17 protein-coding genes and 1 riboswitch are annotated in these 22,129 nt (G+C 47.3%); of the genes, 13 read left to right on the top strand and 4 right to left on the bottom strand.

Annotated elements, in window-relative coordinates:
- Nucleotides 1–38: 38 nt before the first annotated feature.
- A complete protein-coding gene (locus EDC56_RS03805; protein ID WP_123711166.1) occupies nt 39–479 on the bottom strand; it encodes a fluoride efflux transporter FluC in 441 nt (146 codons plus the stop codon).
- Between the two features lie 451 nt (nt 480–930).
- Between EDC56_RS03805 and EDC56_RS03800 the strand changes: the two genes are divergently transcribed.
- The 3 genes from EDC56_RS03800 to EDC56_RS03790 all read left to right on the top strand — a co-directional run bounded on the left by EDC56_RS03800 (nt 931) and on the right by EDC56_RS03790 (nt 4,962).
- Nucleotides 931–2,133 (top strand): acetyl-CoA C-acetyltransferase, encoded by a 1,203-nt coding sequence (locus EDC56_RS03800; protein WP_123711165.1) that lies wholly within the window; start codon nt 931–933, stop codon nt 2,131–2,133.
- Between the two features lie 124 nt (nt 2,134–2,257).
- Nucleotides 2,258–4,417 carry a 3-hydroxyacyl-CoA dehydrogenase NAD-binding domain-containing protein gene (locus tag EDC56_RS03795; RefSeq protein ID WP_211333549.1) on the top strand — a complete coding sequence of 720 codons (2,160 nt, stop codon included), beginning with the start codon at nt 2,258–2,260 and terminating at the stop codon, nt 4,415–4,417.
- Between the two features lie 233 nt (nt 4,418–4,650).
- Nucleotides 4,651–4,962 carry a BolA family protein gene (locus EDC56_RS03790; protein ID WP_123711163.1) on the top strand — a complete coding sequence of 104 codons (312 nt, stop codon included), beginning with the start codon at nt 4,651–4,653 and terminating at the stop codon, nt 4,960–4,962.
- Between the two features lie 171 nt (nt 4,963–5,133).
- Here the strand turns inward: EDC56_RS03790 and EDC56_RS19770 are convergent, their stop codons facing one another.
- Nucleotides 5,134–5,397, bottom strand: coding sequence for a hypothetical protein (locus tag EDC56_RS19770; protein ID WP_211333548.1), 264 nt, complete (start codon nt 5,395–5,397; stop codon nt 5,134–5,136).
- A gap of 636 nt (nt 5,398–6,033) precedes the next feature.
- Here EDC56_RS19770 and EDC56_RS03780 point away from each other — a divergent pair.
- From EDC56_RS03780 to EDC56_RS03760, 5 genes are all read left to right on the top strand, one after another.
- Entirely contained in the window at nt 6,034–7,752 is a 1,719-nt protein-coding gene (locus EDC56_RS03780; protein WP_123711162.1) for an ABC transporter ATP-binding protein, read from the top strand.
- 30 nt (nt 7,753–7,782) lie between these two features.
- A complete protein-coding gene (locus EDC56_RS03775) occupies nt 7,783–9,336 on the top strand; it encodes an ABC transporter substrate-binding protein (protein WP_123711161.1) in 1,554 nt (517 codons plus the stop codon).
- A 64-nt stretch (nt 9,337–9,400) separates the two neighbouring features.
- Nucleotides 9,401–10,381 (top strand): ABC transporter permease, encoded by a 981-nt coding sequence (locus tag EDC56_RS03770; RefSeq protein ID WP_123711160.1) that lies wholly within the window; start codon nt 9,401–9,403, stop codon nt 10,379–10,381.
- On the top strand, nt 10,378–11,310 hold the full coding sequence (locus EDC56_RS03765; protein ID WP_123711159.1) for an ABC transporter permease: 933 nt from the start codon (nt 10,378–10,380) through the stop codon (nt 11,308–11,310). The genes EDC56_RS03770 and EDC56_RS03765 overlap by 4 nt, the downstream gene beginning before the upstream one ends.
- Before the next feature lie 460 nt (nt 11,311–11,770).
- On the top strand, nt 11,771–12,634 hold the full coding sequence (locus EDC56_RS03760; RefSeq protein WP_123711158.1) for an SdiA-regulated domain-containing protein: 864 nt from the start codon (nt 11,771–11,773) through the stop codon (nt 12,632–12,634).
- 68 nt (nt 12,635–12,702) lie between these two features.
- Here the strand turns inward: EDC56_RS03760 and EDC56_RS03755 are convergent, their stop codons facing one another.
- A complete protein-coding gene (locus EDC56_RS03755; RefSeq protein ID WP_245980638.1) occupies nt 12,703–13,317 on the bottom strand; it encodes a pyridoxamine 5'-phosphate oxidase family protein in 615 nt (204 codons plus the stop codon).
- A 96-nt stretch (nt 13,318–13,413) separates the two neighbouring features.
- Between EDC56_RS03755 and pdxR the strand changes: the two genes are divergently transcribed.
- Nucleotides 13,414–14,865: a MocR-like pyridoxine biosynthesis transcription factor PdxR gene (pdxR, locus tag EDC56_RS03750; protein ID WP_123711157.1), complete on the top strand. Its 1,452-nt coding sequence runs from the start codon at nt 13,414–13,416 to the stop codon at nt 14,863–14,865.
- A 210-nt stretch (nt 14,866–15,075) separates the two neighbouring features.
- Nucleotides 15,076–15,462 carry a hypothetical protein gene (locus EDC56_RS03745; RefSeq protein WP_148059299.1) on the top strand — a complete coding sequence of 129 codons (387 nt, stop codon included), beginning with the start codon at nt 15,076–15,078 and terminating at the stop codon, nt 15,460–15,462.
- A gap of 91 nt (nt 15,463–15,553) precedes the next feature.
- Here the strand turns inward: EDC56_RS03745 and EDC56_RS03740 are convergent, their stop codons facing one another.
- Nucleotides 15,554–16,468 carry a LysR family transcriptional regulator gene (locus tag EDC56_RS03740; protein WP_123711155.1) on the bottom strand — a complete coding sequence of 305 codons (915 nt, stop codon included), beginning with the start codon at nt 16,466–16,468 and terminating at the stop codon, nt 15,554–15,556.
- Between the two features lie 163 nt (nt 16,469–16,631).
- Between EDC56_RS03740 and rhtB the strand changes: the two genes are divergently transcribed.
- The 3 genes from rhtB to EDC56_RS03725 all read left to right on the top strand — a co-directional run bounded on the left by rhtB (nt 16,632) and on the right by EDC56_RS03725 (nt 21,973).
- Entirely contained in the window at nt 16,632–17,255 is a 624-nt protein-coding gene (gene rhtB, locus EDC56_RS03735; protein WP_123711154.1) for a homoserine/homoserine lactone efflux protein, read from the top strand.
- Nucleotides 17,256–17,360: 105 nt separating this feature from the next.
- A riboswitch (cobalamin riboswitch) is annotated at nt 17,361–17,646 on the top strand.
- Nucleotides 17,647–17,899: 253 nt separating this feature from the next.
- Nucleotides 17,900–20,719, top strand: a complete 2,820-nt coding sequence (locus EDC56_RS03730) for a ribonucleoside-diphosphate reductase subunit alpha (RefSeq protein WP_123711763.1) — start codon at nt 17,900–17,902, stop codon at nt 20,717–20,719.
- 93 nt (nt 20,720–20,812) lie between these two features.
- Nucleotides 20,813–21,973 carry a ribonucleotide-diphosphate reductase subunit beta gene (locus EDC56_RS03725; RefSeq protein WP_123711153.1) on the top strand — a complete coding sequence of 387 codons (1,161 nt, stop codon included), beginning with the start codon at nt 20,813–20,815 and terminating at the stop codon, nt 21,971–21,973.
- Nucleotides 21,974–22,129 lie beyond the last annotated feature (156 nt).

The raw sequence follows: 22,129 nt of genomic DNA, 5'->3' as shown, positions 1-22,129 counted from the left end.
GCGATTCCTCGTGATGGCTATAAATAAAACCATATAGTTCATAATGTATTACCGCCACCGAGGTAAATGCCTAGTACCACTGCCAATGTACACAAAATAATCGACAGCCCCATATTTAACACAGCTTGAAGATACTTTCTTTCATAGCATAAAATGACGGTGTCTAAGCTAAATGTGCTAAATGTCGTAATCCCTCCACAAAATCCCGTCACCAATAACACAGAGGTCAAATTAAAATTCATCTCAGCAACAGCCAGTGAGCCAGGAGGGCTGTGCTGCAAGGTTGCAATGTACATTTCATGGGATAACCATGCACTGCCTAATCCAATAATAAAGCTACCCACCAAGTTTGCACAAAGAATCGCATTCCAACCAGGTAGCTTTGTTTTTACTCGGAAGAACTCGCCAGTCCAAAACCGTGCAGCGGACCCCACTGATGCCCCAAAAAAAATACAGAGGACTTTAAATAAAATCATCATAATAAAATAATAGCACTAGATACTGTGCGCTATTATTTATGTTTTTGGTGCGTTACTAATATAATTTATTGGCGTGTAAGTCGTTGTGTCCAGGGTGTATGCGGTGCAGCTAAGTCTGTATTATCAAGAAATCTCTATTGTTGCTCAGCTTAATGATAATTGGGTATTTCAGCAGATGCACTAGGGCGAAGGTTGTTGCCTGTCGAGCATCGTGGTTGTGAGATATTTGTGGGTGGTGGTAGTGGGTGCTTAGTTTGAACCTTCCCCCTGCTGGGTGAGGCCGGTGTTTGGTGGTCGTTTTTGCCAGTCAAGTTGACCTCTTTTGTTATTGTTTTGCCCCCTTACTCGTTTAATCTGCTAACTAAGAGAAATTGCTGGCGGCGTGCCTTCGGTGTGTATGCTGCAGAGCCCTGTTTTGATATGCAGTCGTATAATAAAAGAGTGAGAGCAAATGACTAACGAAGCGTTTATCTATGATGCGATCCGTACCCCAAGGGGTAAGGGCAAGGCGGGCGGTAGCCTGTACGAAGTGAAGCCAGTCGATTTGGCTGTCAACGTCCTTGAGGCCATGAAAGAGCGCCTCGACCTCGATACCACTCAGGTTGAAGATGTCATTATGGCCACCGGTGAGCCGGTGAACGAGCAGGGGCAAAATATCACTAAGGTGGCTCTTATTCATTCGAGCTGGGACGATATTACGACAGGTGCTCAGCTACACCGTTACTGCGCCGGCGGCCTCGATGCTGTTAACCTTGCGGCGGCTAAGGTTGCTTCAGGCTTTGAAGATATGGTCTGTGCCGGTGGTGTTGAATCGATGTCTCGCCTTGGTATTGGCGCCTCAGGCGGTTGTCAGGGTGACCCGTGGATCTCGATGAATACTCACTTCATTAATCAGGGGCTCGGTGCCGACTTGATGGCGACGCTCGACGGTATTAGCCGTGAAGAGCTCGATGCCTATGCTGTACAGTCACAGCAGCGTGCAGCAAATGCACAGCAAAATGGTTACTTCAAGTCTATTGTGCCAGTAAATGACTTTAATGGTGTCGAGATTCTGGCTCATGACGAGTTTATCCGTGCTAACACGACATTAGAAGGATTGGCAAAGCTAAACCCTGCTTTCTCAATGTTTAATGATTTTGGCCACGGTGAAGTTGCCAAGCTGAAGTACCCAGAGGTCGAGAACATCGTCAATGTTCACACGCCGGGTAACTCCTCGGGTATTGTCGATGGTGCAGCATTGGTGCTGATCGGTAGCGAGCAGGCAGGAAAGAACCAAAACTTGACGCCGCGTGCACGCATTGTTGCTACTGCGTTGGTTGGCAGCGAACCAACTATTATGTTGTCGGGTCCAGCTCCAGCGGCTCGCAAGGCATTAGCGAAAGCGGGTTTGACCGTTGACGATATTGACTTGTTTGAGCTGAACGAAGCTTTTGCTTCTGTCGTTTTACGCTTCAAAAATGAGCTAAATATTCCTATGGAGAAGCTCAATGTCAACGGTGGGGCGATCGCGATGGGGCACCCGATTGGTGCTACTGGAGCGATGATTCTGGGTACGGTATTAGATGAGTTAGAGCGCCGTAATCTCAAGCGTGGGCTAGTGACCTTGTGTGCCGGTGGTGGTATCGGTATTGCCACCATTATCGAGCGTGTCTAATCGCGGCGTCAGCGCCGCAAGTGATTTGAATTGAGAGTTGAGTGTGCTGGCGGGTGAACAGGGTGGAATAAAAGCCCAGGGCTGAGGCCCGAGTTACCGATCAGATACTTAAGAGGAGAATATAATGAGTTATATCCGCTTAGAGAAAGATAGCGATGGTATTGTCGAGCTGATCTTTGATCAACCAGGTAAGACAGTAAATACAATGGGTGCCGAGTACGAAGTCGCGATGAAGCAGGCTTTGGTTGACATTAAGGTGATGGTTGCTGAGGGTGGCGTCACCGGTGTTTATGTTCGCTCAGGTAAGCAGGGGCAATTTTTTGCCGGCGGTGATATTACCGAGATGCTGGAGATGGATCTTGATATGCCTGCGGAAGAGAAGGCCCGTATGTATGAGGCATTGATGGCGGTTAAGGCGCCGCTACGTGAGCTAGAAACCCTTGGTGTGCCGGTTGCTGTTGGTATGAACGGCCCTGCGCTTGGCGGTGGCTTTGAGATTGCCCTGTCCTGTCATTATCGTGTCGCAGTCGAAGGTATTCAGGTCGGTTTACCGGAGGCGATGATTGGCTTGATGCCGGGCGCTGGCGGTGTTGTGCGCATGACGCGGTTGGTCGGTATGCAGGAGGCTATTGGCTTAATCAGCCAAGGTAAGCGCTTGAAAGCCGAGCAGGCATTAGAGAAGGGCTTAGTCGACGAGTTGGCTGCGAACGAAGATGAGTTGGCGGTTAAGGCAAAGGCTTGGATCAAAGCTAACCCAGAGGCTAAGCAGGTTTGGGATAAGCCGGACTATCAAATGCCAGGCGGCGACGCCAACTCGAAGGATCAAGGTGTGCAAGGCTTGATGTTCTTTGGTCCGTCAAATGTGATGGCGCAAACGAAGGGTTTGATGCCTGCGCAAAAGGCGATATTTTCTTGCATCGTCGACTCTGCCCGCGTTGATTTTGATACGGCGCAGAAGATAGAGGGGCGTTACTTTTTGATGTTGTTGACCGATCAAGTGGCTCGCAACATGATGACGGCGTTCTTTGTGCAGATGGAGGCGCTGAATAAGGGGGCGAGTCGTCCTGCTGATATCGAGAAAACCACGGTGAAAAAGCTGGGTATTTTAGGTGCCGGCCAGATGGGCGCGGGTATTGCGGTTTCGGCGGCTAAGGTCGGCATTGAAGTTGTATTAAAAGACATAAGTCAGGAAAACGCAGACAAAGGTAAGGCCTATGCTGCCAACTCTTACGAGAAGCAGCGTCGCGTGACTGCGGAGCAAGCGGAGGAGTATCTGGGGCGTATTAAGGCAACTGCAGATTATGCTGATCTTGCCGGGTGTGACTTAGTGATTGAAGCGGTCTTTGAGAACCGTGAGGTTAAAGCAGCGGTGACTAAGGAGACGGAAGCTGTCGTTGGTCCTGACTGCATCTTTGCCTCTAACACCTCTGCGCTGCCGATTACCGAGCTAGCTGAGGCATCGAGCCGTGCCGATAACTTTATCGGTATGCACTTCTTTAGCCCTGCTGAAAGGATGCCGCTGGTAGAGATTATTCGCGGTGAAAAAACCTCTGATCGAGCGCTGGCAATTGCCTTCGATATTTCACAGAAGCTTGGTAAGACGCCGATAGTGGTGAATGATGGTCCTGGCTTCTTTACTACGCGGACTATTGCGACCACGGTGACTCAGGGAGCCGCGATGCTGGAGGAGGGGATTAACCCTGTTCTGATAGAGAGTGCAGCGCGTGATAATGGTTCCCCTGTCGGCACCTTGGCGGCCATTGATGAGATCAGTCAAGAAACGGCTTACAAGAATGGTCAGCAGTTGAAGGCAGATGCCGAGGCCCAAGGTAAGCCGATGGCAGAGAACGCCGCTTCACGTGTTGTCGATCGCATGGTGAATGAGTTTGGTCGTAAGGGTAAGATCCATGGTGGTGGTTATTATGCCTATCCTGAGGGCGGTAAGAAGCACATCTGGCCAGGTCTGAAGGAGGCTTTTGCGCCTAATGGTTACAAGGAAATTCCCTACCAGGATATTAAAGATCGCCTGGTTTTTTGTCAGAGCTTAGAAGCTGTTCGTGCCATGGAAGAGGGGGTGATCAATACGATTGCAGACGCCAACATTGGTTCTATCATGGGGATTGGCTTCCCGGCGCAGACCGGTGGTGTATTGCAGGCAATCAACGCTTATGGTTTGAAGGCCTTTGTCGAGCGGGCGCAGTACCTCGAAAAACAGTATGGAGAGGTGTTTGCGGTACCGGCGCTGTTGATGGAGAAGGCAGAAAAAGGTGAGCTATTCTTGTAGTTAGCTTGATTGGTCTAAGGAACCGGCTTAGGCCGGTTTTTTTTCGCCCTTAATAAAGTGCGTCGTCAAAACTCTTAGTTAAAGCCTGCAGATAATGGTAGGCGTAATTCTAATCTGTTGACTGTTTGGTTGAGTGATCAGTGTTTTATCGCCGCCTAGTCAGCTATGTTTGAATCAATACGAAAGCTAGGGGATAATTCATTACGTCCATTTATTCGCGAGTAGCAGTGACCATGAAGATTCGTCAAAGCATTATCGATAAGTTAAGTACTGCATTATCACCCACGCATCTAGAGGTTGTTAATGAGTCGCATATGCACAGTGTTCCACCAGACTCGGAGACACACTTCAAAGTGATTGCGGTTAGCCCCTTGTTTGACGGTAAGCGTGCGGTGGCGCGTCATCAGATGCTTTATGCTTTGTTGCAGGAAGAGTTAGACGGCGAGGTGCATGCGCTGTCGCTGCATACCTTCACGCAGCAGGAGTGGACGAAAAGGCAGCAGCAAGTATCAGCGTCGCCTGATTGTGCCGGTGGCGGTAAGTAGCCTTACGATGATGAGTAGTGGCTGCGGTCAGTGATATCGTGGTTTGCGGTGATCTCGTTGTCGCGATAGTGTGTTTTTAAAAATAACAACGTAGCAAGAGGAGTATGAAGCACTAGTGCAGTCTGCCATGGTGAAATATCGCGTTGATGGGCTAAGCTTGTTGCTTCAGCATTATCCTGTTCTGCATAAGTAGGATGCGATAGCCTCATCTAACGTTAAGTGTTGTTGTTGTTGTTGTTGTTGTTGTTGTTGTTGTTGTTGTTGTTGTTGTTGTTGTTGTTGTTGTTGTTGTTGTTGTTGTTGTTGTTGTTGTTGTTGTTGTTGTTGTTGTTGTTGTTGTTGTTGTTGTTGTTGTTGTTGTTGTTGTTGTTGTTGTTGTTGTTGTTGTTGTTGTTGTTGTTGTTGTTGTTGTTTCGCCCTCGAAATCCGTAGCAAATTTACCGTCTGGGCTTGATGGCGCGCAGTAGGCGGGGCGTGATGCTATTGCAAAGGTTGGGACAGCTGCTGATTGCTGCCCGGCGAGTGTGGGGGGAGTGCGGAGGGAGGGATCGAGCGGGCCGTATGTGTCTTGCTCTAGGCTTTTATTTGTCGTTTTGTGAGTGATGGTGCTTGACAGTTGAAAGAATAAGCCATTATTAATGGCTGAGTTTTTGAATATGTATGTTTAGTAATCTGAATGATCGTTATTGATAACTCTTTGTTTTATTTTCTATAATAAATGTGTTTTTATAGGTTTGAATTTAAAAGGTAATAAGAAGTCAAGAAGGTTTTGAAGGGCAGTAGAGTGACGCTGGTGTTAAACCGTGTTTATAACAATAAGTTAATTTCCGTTTTTTCACGTGCTTGTCATATGTCAATATGGTGAGCAGGTAACTATGAATTAATAATAAGTCAAGCCCGTTGAACGAGCTACCGAACGATGATTGTTTTCCGTGAATAATAATCTGTCATCGCTAGTAAAAGTAAAAGTAAAAGTAAAATTCATCATAGTTGATGTTCGGTAATCTAAAGTTTGTTGTTCTCGGTGCCTTAGTCATCTAGCTATAATTATATTATTAATATTAGGAAATTATGACGTTATTAGATGTAAAAGATTTGCGTATTGAGTTTCCATCACGTCATGGCATCGCTGTTGCCGTAGATGACATTAGCTTCCATGTCGAAGCGGGGGAGATTGTTGGTTTAGTCGGTGAAAGTGGTGCAGGAAAGTCGACAATTGGTAATGGCATTATTGACCTTCTTAGCGCGCCGGGCCGAGTAGCTGGGGGAGACATTCATCTCAACGGAGAGAAAATCTCTCAGTTAAAAGCAGATGAAATGCGCAAAGTCCGTGGTAGTCGTATTGGCTTTATCTTTCAAGACCCCATGACGTCGCTCAATCCGCTGTTTACTGTAGAGCAGCAACTTGTCGAAACAATTACCACTAATTTGTCAGTGTCAAAGCACGAAGCCTATACTCGCGCTATCGACATGTTAGAGCAAGTCGGTATACCTGAACCACAGCTGCGTATAAAGCAATACCCACACCAGTTTTCGGGGGGGATGCGTCAACGTGTTGTTATCGCGATTGCCTTATGTAGCGAGCCAGAGCTTATAATTGCTGACGAACCGACGACGGCACTTGATGTTTCTATTCAAGATCAGATCCTTACCCTGATTCGAAAACTTTGCAAAGAGAAGCAAGTGGGTTGTATTTTTGTTACCCATGATATGGGGGTTATCTCGAATGTGACTGATCGAGTGTGCGTCATGTATCGGGGGAAAATGATTGAGAGTGGTACTACTGAGCAAATACTAGGGGCGCCTGAACACCCTTATACTAAGAGTCTGATCAGTGCTGTGCCTCGAACCGATGTGAAGCTTTTGCGTTTTCCGCTTGTTGATTATATCGAGTCTGTTGAAGAGGAGGATGAAAAAATTGATCTTTCAACGCATTGGCTTGGTAAAGATGTTGATTATAGAAACGAGGGGAAAGAGATTCTCCAAGTTAACGATGTCAATTTGAAGTTTTTAACGAAGCAAGCTTTTTTCGATAAAAACAAACAGTATGTTCATGCTTCGAATAATGTCAGCTTTAATATTATAGAGGGTGAAACATTTGGCTTGGTTGGTGAAAGCGGCAGTGGCAAATCAACCATAGCGCGAATTGTTGCCGGCCTTTATCGTCAGGACTCTGGAAGCATAGTTTTTGATGGGAAAGACCTTAGCCATATGTCAGAGCGGCAGCGCAGGCCGTTTAGGCGACAGATGCAGATGGTATTTCAGAATCCTTATTCATCAATGAATCCGCGCATGTCTATTCGTGATATTGTTGCTGAGCCGATGATATTTCATGGCCTATGTGAGAGCACAAAAGAGGTTGATCAGGTCGTAGAAGACTTGCTGTGTCATGTTGGTCTTGGCCGTAAGGCGGGGGTAAAGTTCCCCCACGAATTCTCAGGCGGACAACGTCAGCGTATTTCTATTGCCCGAGCGCTAGCGACAAGGCCTCGTTTTTTGATTTGTGATGAGCCCACCTCTGCTCTTGATGTGTCGGTGCAGGCGCAAATACTCAATTTATTAAAAGATCTGCAGCAGGAACTGGGGCTGACTATGATGTTTATTAGTCACGACTTACCAGTGATTCGCCAGATGTGTGACCGTATCGGAGTCATGCGTCAAGGTAGCTTGGTTGAGATAGCAGAAACAGAGAAGCTATTTAAGCACCCCGAGCACGAATACACTCAGAACTTACTGTCGCTGATCCCGCAAATGGAGGGTCTATCGAGAGAGGGACTCGAAATTGTTTAACACCCACACTCATTTAACTAGGTTTGAACTATGAATAAAAAATATTCCCTCATTGCCAGTGCTATCCTTGCTGCAAGTATGGCAGTGAGTGCTTATGCTGAGACACTGAAAATTGCCTATGATGCTGACCCTGTTAGTATGGATCCGCACCAGCAGCTATCGGGTGGTACTATGCAGTATTCGCATATGGTATTTGACCCGTTGGTTCGCTGGGATCAACAGCACGCGATTGAACCGCGCCTAGCCTCTAGCTGGGAGCGCGTTAACGATAAGACTATGCGCTTTCACCTGCGTCATGATGTAAAGTTTCACTCAGGTAACGCGATGACGGCGGCAGATGTTGAGTGGACATTTAAACGCTTGCAGTCTAGCCCGGACTATAAGGCGATATTCTCGCCGTTTGAGAAAATTGTGGTTGTTGATGACTACACGGTAGACCTCATCACTAAACAGCCATATCCATTGGTGTTGAATGCGGCTACATATATTTTCCCAATGGATAGTAAGTTCTATAGCGGCAAAGACGAAAACGGTGAGTTAAAGTCTGCACTGAAGAAGCATGCGGATACCTTTGCTTCACGTAATGAGTCGGGGACTGGGCCTTACACTGTCGTCGAGCGTCAACAAGGCGTTAAAATGGTCTTCGATCGCTTTGATGATTACTGGGATAAGAAGTCACCAGGGAATGTGGATGAGATTATACTCACACCGATTAAGGAAGGTCCTACGCGCGTAGCGGCATTGCTATCAGGTGATGTGGACTTTATTTCCCCTGTGCCTCCGACAGATCAAAAGCGTATTAAAAATAGTGATAAAACGAATCTGATCACCATGTCTGGTACGCGTATTATTACTTTGCAGATGAATCAGAAGCGAGTACCTGCATTTAAGGATGTTCGAGTTCGTCAGGCTGTCGTCTACGCGATTAACAACAAGGCGATTGCGAAAAAGATTATGCGAGGCTTCGCTACACCGGCAGGGCAGTTGAGTCCAGAAGGTTATGTGGGGCATAACGATAAGTTGACTCCTCGCTATGACTTGAAAAAAGCTAAGCAGTTGATGAAGGAGGCAGGCTACGATAAGGGCTTTAGTGTGACAATGACCGCACCGAACAATCGTTATGTTAACGATGCTAAAATCGCTCAAGCCGTCGCTAACATGCTTTCTAAGATTAATATTAAGGTCGATTTGAAAACGATTCCTAAGGCGCAATATTGGTCTGATTTCGATGCCAGAGCTGCAGATATTATGATGGTCGGCTGGCATGCGGATACAGAGGATTCTGCGAACTTTGCTGAGTTCTTAGCAGCTTGCCCTAATGCTAAAACTGGTATGGGACAATATAACAGTGGTAACTACTGTAACCCTAAGGTTGATGCAATAATCAGCGCGGCATCAAGCGAGACTGATCCGGTTAAGCGTAGTCAAATGCTGAAGGAAATGGAGGCTATTATGTACGAAGACGCAGCTTTTATTCCTCTGCATTGGCAGGACCTAGCGTGGGGAGAAAGCAAGAATGTTGATGGTGCTAAAGTGGTCAACGTAATGGATTTCCCATATTTAGGGGATTTGGTTGTAAAATAAAAATTTATAATCTGTGCTGCCGATATATTGTCGGCAGCTTTTAAGAATAAAACTTGGTTGTATCATGGTTCGATTTTTATTTAAGCGCTTGTTTCAGGCTGTGGTGGTTATGTTTTTTATTAGCCTAATCAGCTTTTCAATTCAGGATAATTTGGGGGATCCGTTACGTGAACTGGTAGGTCAGTCTGTCTCAGAGCAGGAACGCGAAGTCATGCGTGACGAAATGGGCTTGAATGATCCCTTTCTAACGCAGTACAGTCGATTTGTTGTTAAGGCTTTACACGGTGATCTTGGCACCTCGTACTTTTTTAGAGAGCCTGCTTTACAGGTTATTTTAGAGAAGGTTCCCGCGACACTCGAGCTGGTTTTTGGTGCGGTTATTATTATCTTGTTAGTGTCGATCCCAGCAGGGGTCTATAGCGCAATCAACCCACGAAGTTTGCTGACAAAATTTATAATGGGCTTTAGTGTTATCGGTATATCGGTACCAGTTTTTCTCATGGCTATCCTGTTGATTTATGCTTTTTCTATCCACCTAGGCTGGCTACCTTCTTATGGTCGCGGTGATTTAGTGCCAGTATTTGGCTCCTGGGAAACAGGCTTTCTCACAAAGGATGGTTTGCTGCACTTAATTTTGCCTTGTATTTCTTTGGCGAGCATTATGCTGCCACTTTTCATTCGTTTGATTCGCGCAGAGATGGTCGAGTCGCTTCATACTGAGTATGTACGTTTTGCTTGGGCAAAAGGTTTAAACAAGTATCGTGTCTGGTTCTTGCACGCTCTTAAAAACACCATGTTGCCAGTGGTTACCGTTGGCGGTGTACAGATTGGTACCATGGTCGCTTATACTATTCTCACCGAGTCTGTATTTCAGTGGCCAGGCACCGGTTTCATGTTTCTTGAGGCAGTTAACAGAGTTGATACTCCATTAATCGTCGCTTACTTAATCATTGTAGGGTTGATTTTTGTGGTGACCAATACTTTGGTGGATTTAATTTATGGCTTGATAGATCCAACAGTCGATATTATTGGAGGCAAAAAATGAGCGAGCAAAGTTTGAGTCGCTTGGATCGTTTTAAGCAGTCCAATTTGTTTTATTGTTTTACTCGTGACAAAGTCGCGATGGTTTGTACGGGATTATTTTTGGTTTTTATCCTCGGCTCTATTTTTGCCCCGGCGATAGCACCTTATAATCCTTACGATATGAGTTCGATAGATATTATGGATTCTGAGTTGCCCCCTTCTTGGCAGGAGGATGGTGAGGAACGCTTCCTATTAGGGACTGATGCTCAGGGCCGAGATATGTTAAGTACAATCTTGTACGGTACTCGTGTCTCACTGACCATTGGTTTGTCAGCCGTGGCACTGCAGGCGCTGCTGGGTATTGTGATTGGACTAAGTGCTGGTTATATCGGTGGTCGAGTCGACAGTATGTTGATGCGCTTGGCTGATATACAGCTGTCATTTTCGACGATGATGGTAGCCATTATAGTATTAGCGGTGTTTAAAGCCTCCTTCGGTAGCGAGTTGTACGGCGAGTTTGCCATGTTGATCCTAATCTTTGTTATTGGTATCGCAGAATGGCCACAATATGCTCGTACAATCAGGGCTTCTGTCCTAGCGGAAAAGGAGAAAGAGTACGTTCAGGCAGCAAAGGTGATGGGCTTTGGTAATATAAAGATCATGTTTCGTCATATCTTGCCGAATTGTATGTCACCGATATTTGTGATTTCTACGGTGCAGATCGCCAACGCCATTATTAGTGAAGCAGCGCTGTCTTTCCTTGGTTTAGGGATGCCTATCTCGGAGCCCTCCTTGGGTGCGTTGATCAGTAGTGGCTTTGAGTTTATCTTTAGTGGCTCTTGGTGGATAACAGTTATACCTGGAGTCGTCTTGGTGACTCTGGTGTTGGTGATCAACCTACTTGGGGATTGGTTACGTGATGTGATGAATCCAAAGATCTACAAAGATTAATGTTTTTCTGTGGCTATTCTTAGTCACCTTTGCATCTGCTGTGTACTTGAATTTATAGTTTAACTGCGCAGCAGCTGTGAAACCTTATATCTCTTTAATATATATCGAAAAACTCGTTTTTATAGCGAAAGCGTTAAGCTGTTACGAAAGTAATCCCCCCCCCCAGCTTCCCTCCCAATTTTTATAAGCCTTATATTGTCTGTTAGTGGTGCGGTTGAACTTATAATTTTTATCGATGTCTCTAGTTGTAGTCGCTGCATTAATAAAAATATTACTAAGGCTTCATGTTTTTCTAGCGCGAATGTGTCGGATAGAGCACACCTTGGTTGATAAATAAAGGTGATAATTCGCGCTTGGCCTAAGGAGCGATCACGCTACTTGTCATCATTTAGTCACAGTGAATGCTGTAGAATGCTGTGAGCATTAATGATTGATCAATTGTTATAACAATAAGACCTATATGAAAATGAAAATGAAAAAAACGAGTTATAAGTCAGTCTTTGCTGTGCTTTCTGTAATAATCTCTTTGGCTTTAATTCGTGCTGTTTATGCGAGTTATAGTGTGCCAGTGGGTGATGGGTTAAAAGGATATAATGTTGCCGTAGAGGCTCATCTTGTGGAAGGTGTTGATAATAACTTATCTGGTATTACCTTCAACGATGACACCCAGCGTCTCTGGGCTGTGATGAACGGACCGACGCAACTGTTAGAGCTCGATAAAAAAATGAACGTTTTGCGTAAGGTTAAGCTAGTTAATTTTAGTGACACTGAGGCGGTGGTTTATGCGGGCGAAGGGCGTTTCTTAATCGTTGATGAGCGTTTACAAAGTGTTGTACTAGTACGAATTGATGCTGATACAAAGGCTGTGGACAGGAAGGATGCTAAAAAGTTTACCTTAAATGTTGGTGGTAACAAGAATAAGGGCTGGGAGGGTTTGGCTATTAATCGGGAAAATAACGATATATTTGTCGCCCGCGAACGTGACCCTATGCAGGTAATTAAAATAAAAGGGTTTCTATCTTCTGATGGTAGTCTTGAACTAGAAAAATATACTGAAGATATTGATAATAAACTCGGGATGGATGATTTCTCTGGGTTGCACTTTGATCAGTACACAGGCCATCTTATGGTGCTTAGCGATGAGTCGAGAGCGTTAGCTGAAATTGATGGTGACGCTAATATACTGGGCTACATGAAGCTGGAGTCGGGTGAGCACCGATTGGCTGAAGACCTTCCGCAGCCTGAGGGCGTCACGACGGACGATGAAGGTAATATCTATATTGTCAGCGAGCCAAATCTAATCTATCGCTTTGATCGCGGCTAATCGCGTTAGTTAAAACAGGGCAGCTCAGCCGCTATTGGCTAGCTGCCCTAAAACCGACTTGTTGACAGTTATCCTTGATGAAAGGGACAGGTCGGTTTTACGCCATGCCACACCGGTAAGGTTAGGTCGGCGGCATTCTCATTGGGTCCACCTGTTCGGCTTTTATAGCTGCCTTCGTTGATCTGTAGCTGCATGAGAGCAGTCCCTTTACGCTCCTGCGCACTCGGTGGGCGAACATGATCCCAGCGACCTTCTTCTAAGTCATTTATTAGTAGTGAAAATACTCGGTCGAACTGTTGTGGGTCGGTGATTCTTTTACCGCTGCAGTAGAGTACGGCAGAGCGGAAGTTAGCGCTGTGATGGTAGGCGGATTTTGCCATTACCCACTCGCTGCATTCGGCAATGGAGAGGCAAAATTCATCGCCTTGCTCTAACATTTTTTGCAATCGACTCTTGTTGGCGACGTGAAAATACAGTGCTTCGTCAACTCGCCATATTGTCATTGGGATGATAACGGGGCGCCCGTCGAGAACAAACCCCATGTGCCCTAGCTTTAAATCGTCGACTAATTGAAGGACAAGGGCTTTGTCATAGCTGGCGCGACCGACGCCGCGTTTGATGGTGCTGTGTGGGCTTCGAGCTAGTTGATCGATAGTTTGGGGGCTGTTTTTGGGGGCTGCCACAGTCACTTCCTCTTCTTTGTGATGAATGTTATGGGCATTATTTATTCATACCGGTACTATAGAAAGGTCCAGTTTTAATCACACTATGGTGCCGCTTTGGAGTTACCTTCTCTCGATGATATAACCTTTGATGCCAATGCCTCTCTACAGGCGCAATTACATGCGCAAATTGTACAAAGAATCTATAGCGGTAGATTACCTCCCGGGACCAAGTTGCCGGCATCGCGGCGCCTGTCATTACAGCTTGGGGTGAGTCGTAATACTGTGTTGTTGGTTATCGAACAGCTAAAGGCAGAAGGCTTTGTCGAGAGTCATAGTGGCCGAGGTGTTTATATTGAGAAAACGTTGCCTGTCCAGCGCTCGGCTATGCCATTGTCGGCGGGTGATCGCCTGCTGAATTTGCCTGAGCTGTCTGCTTTTGCACAGTCGTTGTCTCAGCTGAGCTTTCGGGGGCATGAGGCGTCGCTGCCGTTTACGCCAGGCATCCCCGACCTAAAAGCGTTTCCGACTAAGGTATGGGCTCGTCTACTGCGTCGACACCAGGATAGGACGGTGCTGATGGGGTTTGATGGTGATCAGGGCTATGCACCGTTGCGGGAGGCCTTAGCGCAGTATTTATCTTTGTCGAGGGGGTTGCGCTGTGATGCGAGTCAGATAGTGATCACCCAAGGTGGTCAGCAGGCTCTGTCTTTATGTGCGCAAGTATTGCTTAACCCCGGTGATTCCGTACTTGTTGAGAACCCGGGGTATCGGGGAGCGGAACAGGCTTTTCAAGCACATCAAGCTAAGTTATTGGGCGTTCCTGTCGGTGATCGAGGTGTTACCGTGCAGGCATTGATGGATATGCCCGCATCGGCACGGATTATGTACCTTACGCCAACACATCAATACCCCATGGGCGGTATCATGCCTGCTGCTGAACGTTTAAAACTGCTCAATTGGGCGGCAAGAGAGCAGGTTTGGTTGATTGAAGATGATTACGATAGTGAGTTTCACTATATGAGCAAGCCGATAGCGGCACTGCAAGGCATGGCGGTTCAAACTCCGGTGATTTATTTAGGCAGCTTCAGTAAAACGCTTTTTCCCGCTTTGCGATTGGGCTATTTGGTGGTTCCAAAGCCGTTAGTGGCGAGTTTTGCCCAGGTAAAGGGCTTTATGTCGGGTGAGACGGCATTGCTGCATCAAGCCGTCGTCGCAGACTTTATTGTCGAGGGACACTTTGTTCGTCACTTGAGGCGGATGAGAGTACTTTATCAACAGAAGTGGCAGCATTTTTCAGGGCTGTTAACAAGCGAATTGAGTGGGCTCGCTATACCGGTGGCAGAAAGTGCTGGGATGCACTTGGTGATAGAGACGCCAGGTGTGGATGACGAAGAGTTGGCGGTAGCTTTTCATGCGTCGGGTTATGGCTGTAGCGCTCTTTCTTCGTACTATCTTGATGATGTTAAGAGGTCGGGCTTAGTGTTAGGTTTTGCTTACACAACACAAGCTCAGCGCGTTGATGCGGTGGAGAGGTTGCGTGAGTTACTTATTGAACGATTAAAATAATAGATTGCTTGTTTTGACATAGTTTAACTTAACTAAATCGCTGACTATTCAATTGATCAGTGGACAAGCTTTTTCCAGAGATATCGTCATCTGTTGGCAATATATTATTGTTATCTTGCGATGCAGTAATAGGCTGCTATGAGTTTTTTAGTTGTTTTTTGTCTCTCATTCAAACAGACGAATCTTAAAAACTTTAATAGGTGTTTAATCGTGGTGTTGCTAAATGTCATCACAAATCAATGCATGGAAGCATTTAGTGGCGGTGTGGTTTCGCCTTATAAAATATTATGGAGCTTGTTAATGAAGGGAAATAAATTATTTTTCCGGCTGCGATGTACACCAGTTGAAGGCGCGGATAGTCACTCATCGGTTGTTGATCGTGCTAATTTTACAACGTTGGCTGCTATGATTTTAGAAAAGTGCCGATATTATTTCTTGATTTTGGAAGGTTGGTTTATTTATGAGGATGTGGTGGTTGGAGGTGTACATAGGACTAACGTCGGTGAACCGTCTGCGAGGAAGGTTGCTGAGCCTTATAGAATGAGTGAAGAGGAAATTGATGCCGTGATTTGCTACCTCTGTCTGAGCAGTTTGTAAATCCATGGGTAAGTAAAGGTTATCCTTTAAAGAAAGCGAATTATTCAGCCTTAAGTCATGATCAATGGTGATGTTACTGGCTATGCTGTAATTACTTCGCGGCTATCTTTTCCGCGATAAAACGTACGAAAGCCTGTAGATGAGGTGGTTGATGGCGGCTGGCAGCGTAGAGTAGCCAGAGGTCACCGCTGTACGCCGTCTGTGGGTTCCAGTCCGGGAGTAGTTGAATAATTTTCCCGGAGCTAATGGCTGCTTCTGCGACAAAGCGAGGCAGGATCGCGATGCCAATATCTTGCTGTGCGGCATCGAGTCTCGCACCAGTATGGTTGGCGATGTAACGTCCTTGTACCTGCACGACATGACTTGCTTGGCCGCGTTTGAAACGCCACTTTGAGTCACCGGGCTCCTGGCCAATGGAGAGGCAACTGTGTGATTCAAGATCCTGCGGTTTTTGCGGCGTGCCCCGTTCAGCAAGGTAGCGTGGTGATGCACAGACGACGAAGTCGATGTTGAGCAGCTTGCGTCCCATTAGTCCCGGTGGTGGTGTCTGGGTCATGCGAAGTTGTATATCGATGTCGTTGTCGATCATGTCGAGCTCAATATCATCGAGGGTGAGCTGTACGTCAACTTGAGGATAGAGACGTAGGAATTCTGCAATGTGCGGATGAATGATATAGAGACCGGTAGCCTTTGGGGCAGAAATCCTCAGTAGCCCTTTTGCCTGTTCGGTATATTGCTTGGTGCAGTCAACGGCTGCGACGGCGGCAGACTCCATCTCTAAGCAGCGTTGATAGACGGCCTCACCGCTATCGCTGAGACGGAGCTTACGCGTCGTGCGCAATAACAGGCAAACGTCGAGAGCCTCTTCTAATTTTTTGATACTTCGGCTTATCGAGGAGGGGGAGCTGCCTAGCTGACGGGCCGCCTCGGAGAAGCTACCCGTTTTCACAACGCGGACGAAGACGGCCATTTCGTGTAGTAAGTGAATCGCTTTATTTGTGCTCACAGCGCAAAAGCCTTTTCTATTGGTGACGTATTATCATCAATCTACCTTGCACGTATACTTCGCGCAAGTTTTTCACCTGTGCTTGAAGATACAGCTTGCCCTTCTAGGGCGTTGCTTTGAGCCATGGTGAGGGTTGGAGTGATGGGTAAGTCTGAGGTGCATAATGGATTTTAATGTCTGGGTTAGTTTTTTTCTTGCTTGTATGGTGTTGTCGTTATCGCCGGGTGCTGGTGCGGTGAACAGTATGTCAAATACCATGAACTATGGCTTTAAGATGAGCTTTATTGCCAATCTTGGTCTGCAGCTTGGCAATGCTTTTAATATACTGGTTGTCGGGTTGGGGCTGGGTATGCTGTTGGCGCAGTCGGCCTTTGCTTTCACGGTTATTAAGTGGATGGGGGTGAGCTACCTGATTTACCTGGGGTATCGTAAGTTTACTGAGACGACAAGTTTTGATTTGGCTGAGGGGCAGGGGCGGCCTAGTTCAGTGTCATCGCTGCTTGCCCAGTCGTTCGTCGTTAATGTGACAAACCCTAAGGCGATTGTTTTTTGGGTGGCGCTATTACCCCAGTTTTTACTGCCAGGGCGTCCTCAGTTTCCGCAGGTGATGACTATGGGGGGAACAATGATAGCAGTCGATATGACGGTAATGATGGGCTACGCTTGGCTGGCGAGTAAGCTGGTTAAATTGATTAAGAATGAGCGCCATATTCGTTTGCAAAACCGTATTTTTGGTAGCCTGTTCATCGCTGCCGGCTCGCTACTGGCCATCGCCAGTCATCATTGAGCCGCTGTTATGTCACAGCCCGGCGCCTTCTGTAGAGCTTAGAAGACAGCTGTTACTTCAGGCTTTACATTAGATGGAATAGCCTATATTGTGTCGGTGCTTTGATTTTTGCGCACATGTTGTGGTTTCCGCCAGGAGACATGGCATGTATACAGCGTAAGACGAAGAGGGAATCCGGTGTGAATCCGGAACTGACGCGCAGCGGTATGGGAGAACGAACGCGACACGAGTGCAAGTTATCGCCAAAGCATTGGCTGCTGACACTCAGGCACTGTTGATCAACGATCAATGGGAAGCCGTCGCTGTAGGTGATTGTGTGGGACGATAGAGATTATCGGCTTTCATAAACTCGCTCCTGAGTCCGAAGACCTGTCAAAGTGCCTATTGCGACAGACAAACTAACGGTCTGCCAATGGGGATATCATGCCTTCGCGAAACAGGTGATGAGAAGACACCCTGCGCATCATTGACGATGCCGTAGTCGCCTCGACTATGGTCGTTCGTTTGCCAGTACTGTGTGATTCGGTCTCAGCCTGTTGGGCGTAATACTGAGTTTACTGTGAGTGTGTTGTTCTCTTCGCCGCGTCTATGACGTGTTATCGCGGAGGGAGTTAACGATACGCGGTATTACACAGGTGATGATCATGTCTCAGCAGCTTAACAGCTACTCCGAACCGACTATTCAAGTTATTAAACGCAACGGCCAGCCGGCACCTTATCAAGCTAGCAAAATCGCTACGGCTATCACTAAGGCGATTTTAGCGGTAGAGGGGCAGGCCGCCTCAGGCTCTAGCCGAGTTAAGCAGACGGTAGACCAGTTGGTCGATGAGATCGGCCAACGTATTAGCCGCTACCGCCCCGACGGCGGGGCGGTGAATATTGAAGAAATACAAGACCAGGTTGAGCTGGGTTTGATGCGCAAGGAGCTACACAAAGTCGCGAGGGCTTACGTACTCTACAGGGAGGAGCATGCGTATCGTCGTACGGAACAAGAACAAGAGCAGGCTCAGATCGGTATTCGGGTTGCCCATGCCGATGGTTCCGAGTCGTTGTTGAATCGAGGGCGTTTGAGCGCTGTGATTGGTTGGGCCTGTAGTGGCTTGGACGATGTTGATGTGGCCCGGCTGTTAAACGACGCCGAGGGGAACCTCTACCATGGTATTAAGCAGCAAGATGTGGCGACAGCGTTGATTATGGCGGCCCGCTCCTTGATCGATGAAGAGCCGAATTATTCACAAGTCACCGCACGCTTGTTGTTGGAGGCTCTGCGGGAGGAGGTGCAAGGCTTTCTCGCTGTTGATGAAGTTTCTGCTGGCGCGGTTGGCCTGGAGGCGATGTATTACCCGCAGACACTATTGGCCTCGATTGAGCGGGGTATTACCTTGGAGTTGTTGTCGCCGGAGCTACTCTGCTTCGATTTGGCGCGATTGGGCGAAGCCATTAAGCCGGAGCGTGATCTGCAGTTTACCTATCTTGGCCTGCAGACGCTTTATGACCGCTATTTTTTGCACTGGCGTGAGAGTCGCCTAGAGTTGCCGCAGGTCTTCTTTATGCGTGTCGCCATGGGCTTGGCGTTACATGAGCAGGATCGAGATCAGCGGGCGATTGAATTTTATGAGCTGCTCTCATCGTTTGATTATATGTGTTCGACACCGACATTATTTAACGCAGGGAGTAAGCGCCCGCAGTTGTCGTCGTGTTATTTGAGTACTGTGCCCGATGATTTAGGGGGGATTTATGATGCGATTAAAGATAACGCTTTGTTATCGAAGTGGGCCGGGGGTTTAGGTAACGACTGGACGCCTGTGCGAGCAATGGGTTCGGTAATTAAAGGGACTAACGGTCAGTCTCAGGGAGTGGTGCCTTTTTTGAAGGTCGTTAACGATAGTGCTGTTGCCGTCAATCAAGGAGGTAAGCGTAAAGGCGCTGTCTGCGCCTATCTTGAATGCTGGCATCTCGATATCGAAGAATTCTTAGACCTGCGTAAAAATACCGGTGATGAGCGTCGGCGTACCCACGATATGAATAGCGCTAATTGGATACCGGATCTGTTCATGCAGCGGGTATTTGAGGATAAATCGTGGACGCTGTTTTCGCCAAGTGATGTGCCTGAGTTGCATGATCTATACGGCCAGGCGTTTGTTGAGCGCTATCATCACTATGAGGCGATGGCCGAGCGTGGTGAGATAACGCTGTGTAAAACGGTACCAGCCAAGCAGCTGTGGCGAAAAATGCTAGCGTCATTATTTGAGACGGGGCACCCATGGATCACCTTTAAAGACCCGTGCAATATCCGATCGCCACAGCAACATGTTGGGGTGGTGCACTCCTCGAACCTCTGTACCGAGATTACGTTGAATACAGCCTCGGATGAGATTGCAGTCTGTAATCTCGGCTCGGTTAACTTGTCGAACCATATTGTAAATGGCGAGCTGGATCGAGAACGTTTACGAAAAACCATTCATTCTGCAATAAGGTTGCTCGATAACGTTATTGATATTAATTATTATGCGGTCAAAGAGGCGAGAAACTCTAACCTTAAGCATCGTCCCATTGGTATGGGAGTGATGGGGTTTCAAGATGCGCTCTATCAACTCGGTTATTGTTATGGCAGTGTTGAGGCCGTGCAGTTTGCCGATTTGTCGATGGAGCTTATTAGTTATCATGCTATCGAGGCATCGGCACAGCTCGCCAAGGAACGTGGTTGTTATGAAAGCTATCAGGGCTCGCTGTGGCAGCAGGGTGTATTGCCGATTGACTCTCTACAGCTTCTGCGCGAGCAGCGCGGTGAGAGTTACGCCATATTAGACGATAACTGTGAACTCGACTGGCAGCCGCTGCGTGAGCTGATTGCGCAGCACGGGATGCGTAACTCGAATGTTATGGCTATCGCACCAACAGCGACCATCTCGAATATTGTCGGTGTGTCTCAATCGATAGAGCCGACCTACCAAAACCTCTTTGTTAAATCGAACCTATCCGGTGAATTTACAGTGATCAACCCGTGGTTGGTCAAGGAGTTGAAAGCACTTGGTCTATGGGACTCGGTGATGGTGAATGACCTCAAATATTACGACGGCTCGTTGAGTCAAATTGAGCGGGTGCCGGAAGAGTTGAAGGCGCGTTTTGCGACGGCCTTTGAAATAGACTCCCGCTGGTTGGTTGAGGCGGCTTCGAGGCGTCAGAAGTGGATTGACCAGGGGCAGAGCCTTAATCTTTACATGGCCGAGCCCTCAGGAAAAATGCTCGACAATCTCTACAAGCTAGCTTGGACACGAGGTCTGAAGACTACCTATTATCTTCGCTCGTTGGGCGCGACACACATGGAAAAAAATACGGAGGCTAGCCACCCGGTGGAGGAGCCGTTGATAGAGCCGGCAGAGAAAGAATTCGACCTTGGTGAGCGACAGGAAGAGGCTGCTTTTTGCTCGATACTCGATCCCGAATGTGAGGCCTGCCAATAATTTGTTTTGTGTGTTGTTGAGGTGCCCCCGTTGAGCGGGGGCGCTGTCGAATGAATAGTGTTTTCAACAGTATTAGAGAGTGAGATAGAAAAGATGACGATTCTAAATTGGGATGACCCATTGGCGGCTGCAATGCCGTCGGCGAATAGCAAAAAGGTAAACCGTAAGAATACCGCCGCTGATCATACTGGCTCAAGCGAGTCACTTTCTGCAATAGCCTCAGGTGTTATGTCGAGCAGTAACGACTGTCTATCACCGGTCAACGCAGAGGATAAGCGTGTCGTTAACGGTATGACGGATGTTAATCAATTGGCCCCGTTTAAATACCCATGGGCCTGGGAGTTTTTCCTTAACGCCAATAAAAATCACTGGACACCGCTCGATGTTAATATGTCGCAGGATGTACATGATTATCATCACAAACTGACGCAGGAAGAAAAGCATGTCTATGAGAATGTACTTTCTTATCTAACGACCTCTGACATTATGGCTATGCGTAATATCGGCCTGGCAGTGATGGAAAAGATGACGGCACCTGAGTTACAGATTTACCAGGCTCGGCAGGTCTATGAGGAGGCAATGCATACTTGGACTTATCAGCACTGTATCGAGACCATTGGTCTCGAGCAGAGTGAAATCTATAATCGCTACCGTGTTGTCCCCGCAATTTATGGAAAAATAAAGCTGGCAAACGAGCGTTTGGAGTCGGTGCTCACGACTGATATTGATCTCCGTAACCGTGACGATCTCGAGCAGTTCGTCATGGCGTATATTTTCTTCGCCGGTATTTTTGAGGGCTGTTGGTTTTATAACGGTTTTAGCCCTATATTTGCCCTGCAGAGACGGGGCTTGATGAAGGGGACTGGTGAGCAGTTGCAATACATTATGCGTGACGAGGTGATGCATTGTGCCTTTGGTATCCGTGTCGTGAAGCAGATAATGAAAGAAGAAAAGGTGACGCTCGACCCGCGTGCGATTCGTACGATGTGGGAGGAGGCCGACGCTGCTGAGCAGAACTATGCCGACTATATTCTTAAGGACCCCATCCTCGGTTATTCAGCCGAGGAGCATAAGCAGCAGTTTCGCTTTATCGCCAACCGGCGTGCAAAGCAGCTGCGTTTGCAAGAGCCCTTTCCTGGCGCGACTAATGCACTGAGCTGGCTGGATGAACAAGCTAGCATGCGCAAAGAAAAGAACTTCTTTGAGACTCGTGTGACAGAGTATCAGAGTGGGGTGTCGCTGAAGTGGGACTAGCCGATAGGGCTAGATAGGATGCATGTAAAACCATGCGGCTCGCCAGAGCCGCGTGGAGTTTAATATACAGCCCCATAACCTTTTGGTGGCTAGTGACACGGTGTTGCCTGATGTAACTAGTAACGAACTGTCGTCAGCCTAACTTATGTTATTTGT

Origin of the sequence: Sinobacterium caligoides, from assembly GCF_003752585.1 — a bacterium.
Classification (GTDB): domain Bacteria; phylum Pseudomonadota; class Gammaproteobacteria; order Pseudomonadales; family Sinobacteriaceae; genus Sinobacterium; species Sinobacterium caligoides.
Note: the sequence above shows the minus strand (reverse complement) of the source record. Positions and strands in the feature narration are given on the sequence as shown.

Bases quoted from the DNA above. Each gene is read 5' to 3' on its own strand.
- rhtB (WP_123711154.1), top strand. From the start codon at position 16,632: ATGGATTTTAATGTCTGGGTTAGTTTTTTTCTTGCTTGTATGGTGTTG.
- EDC56_RS03725 (WP_123711153.1), top strand. From the start codon at position 20,813: ATGACGATTCTAAATTGGGATGACCCATTGGCGGCTGCAATGCCGTCG.
- EDC56_RS03780 (WP_123711162.1), top strand. From the start codon at position 6,034: ATGACGTTATTAGATGTAAAAGATTTGCGTATTGAGTTTCCATCACGT.
- EDC56_RS03790 (WP_123711163.1), top strand. From the start codon at position 4,651: ATGAAGATTCGTCAAAGCATTATCGATAAGTTAAGTACTGCATTATCA.
- EDC56_RS03795 (WP_211333549.1), top strand. From the start codon at position 2,258: ATGAGTTATATCCGCTTAGAGAAAGATAGCGATGGTATTGTCGAGCTG.
- EDC56_RS03805 (WP_123711166.1), bottom strand. From the start codon at position 479: ATGATGATTTTATTTAAAGTCCTCTGTATTTTTTTTGGGGCATCAGTG.
- EDC56_RS03730 (WP_123711763.1), top strand. From the start codon at position 17,900: ATGTCTCAGCAGCTTAACAGCTACTCCGAACCGACTATTCAAGTTATT.
- EDC56_RS03760 (WP_123711158.1), top strand. From the start codon at position 11,771: ATGAAAATGAAAATGAAAAAAACGAGTTATAAGTCAGTCTTTGCTGTG.
- EDC56_RS03765 (WP_123711159.1), top strand. From the start codon at position 10,378: ATGAGCGAGCAAAGTTTGAGTCGCTTGGATCGTTTTAAGCAGTCCAAT.
- EDC56_RS03770 (WP_123711160.1), top strand. From the start codon at position 9,401: ATGGTTCGATTTTTATTTAAGCGCTTGTTTCAGGCTGTGGTGGTTATG.
- EDC56_RS03775 (WP_123711161.1), top strand. From the start codon at position 7,783: ATGAATAAAAAATATTCCCTCATTGCCAGTGCTATCCTTGCTGCAAGT.
- EDC56_RS03800 (WP_123711165.1), top strand. From the start codon at position 931: ATGACTAACGAAGCGTTTATCTATGATGCGATCCGTACCCCAAGGGGT.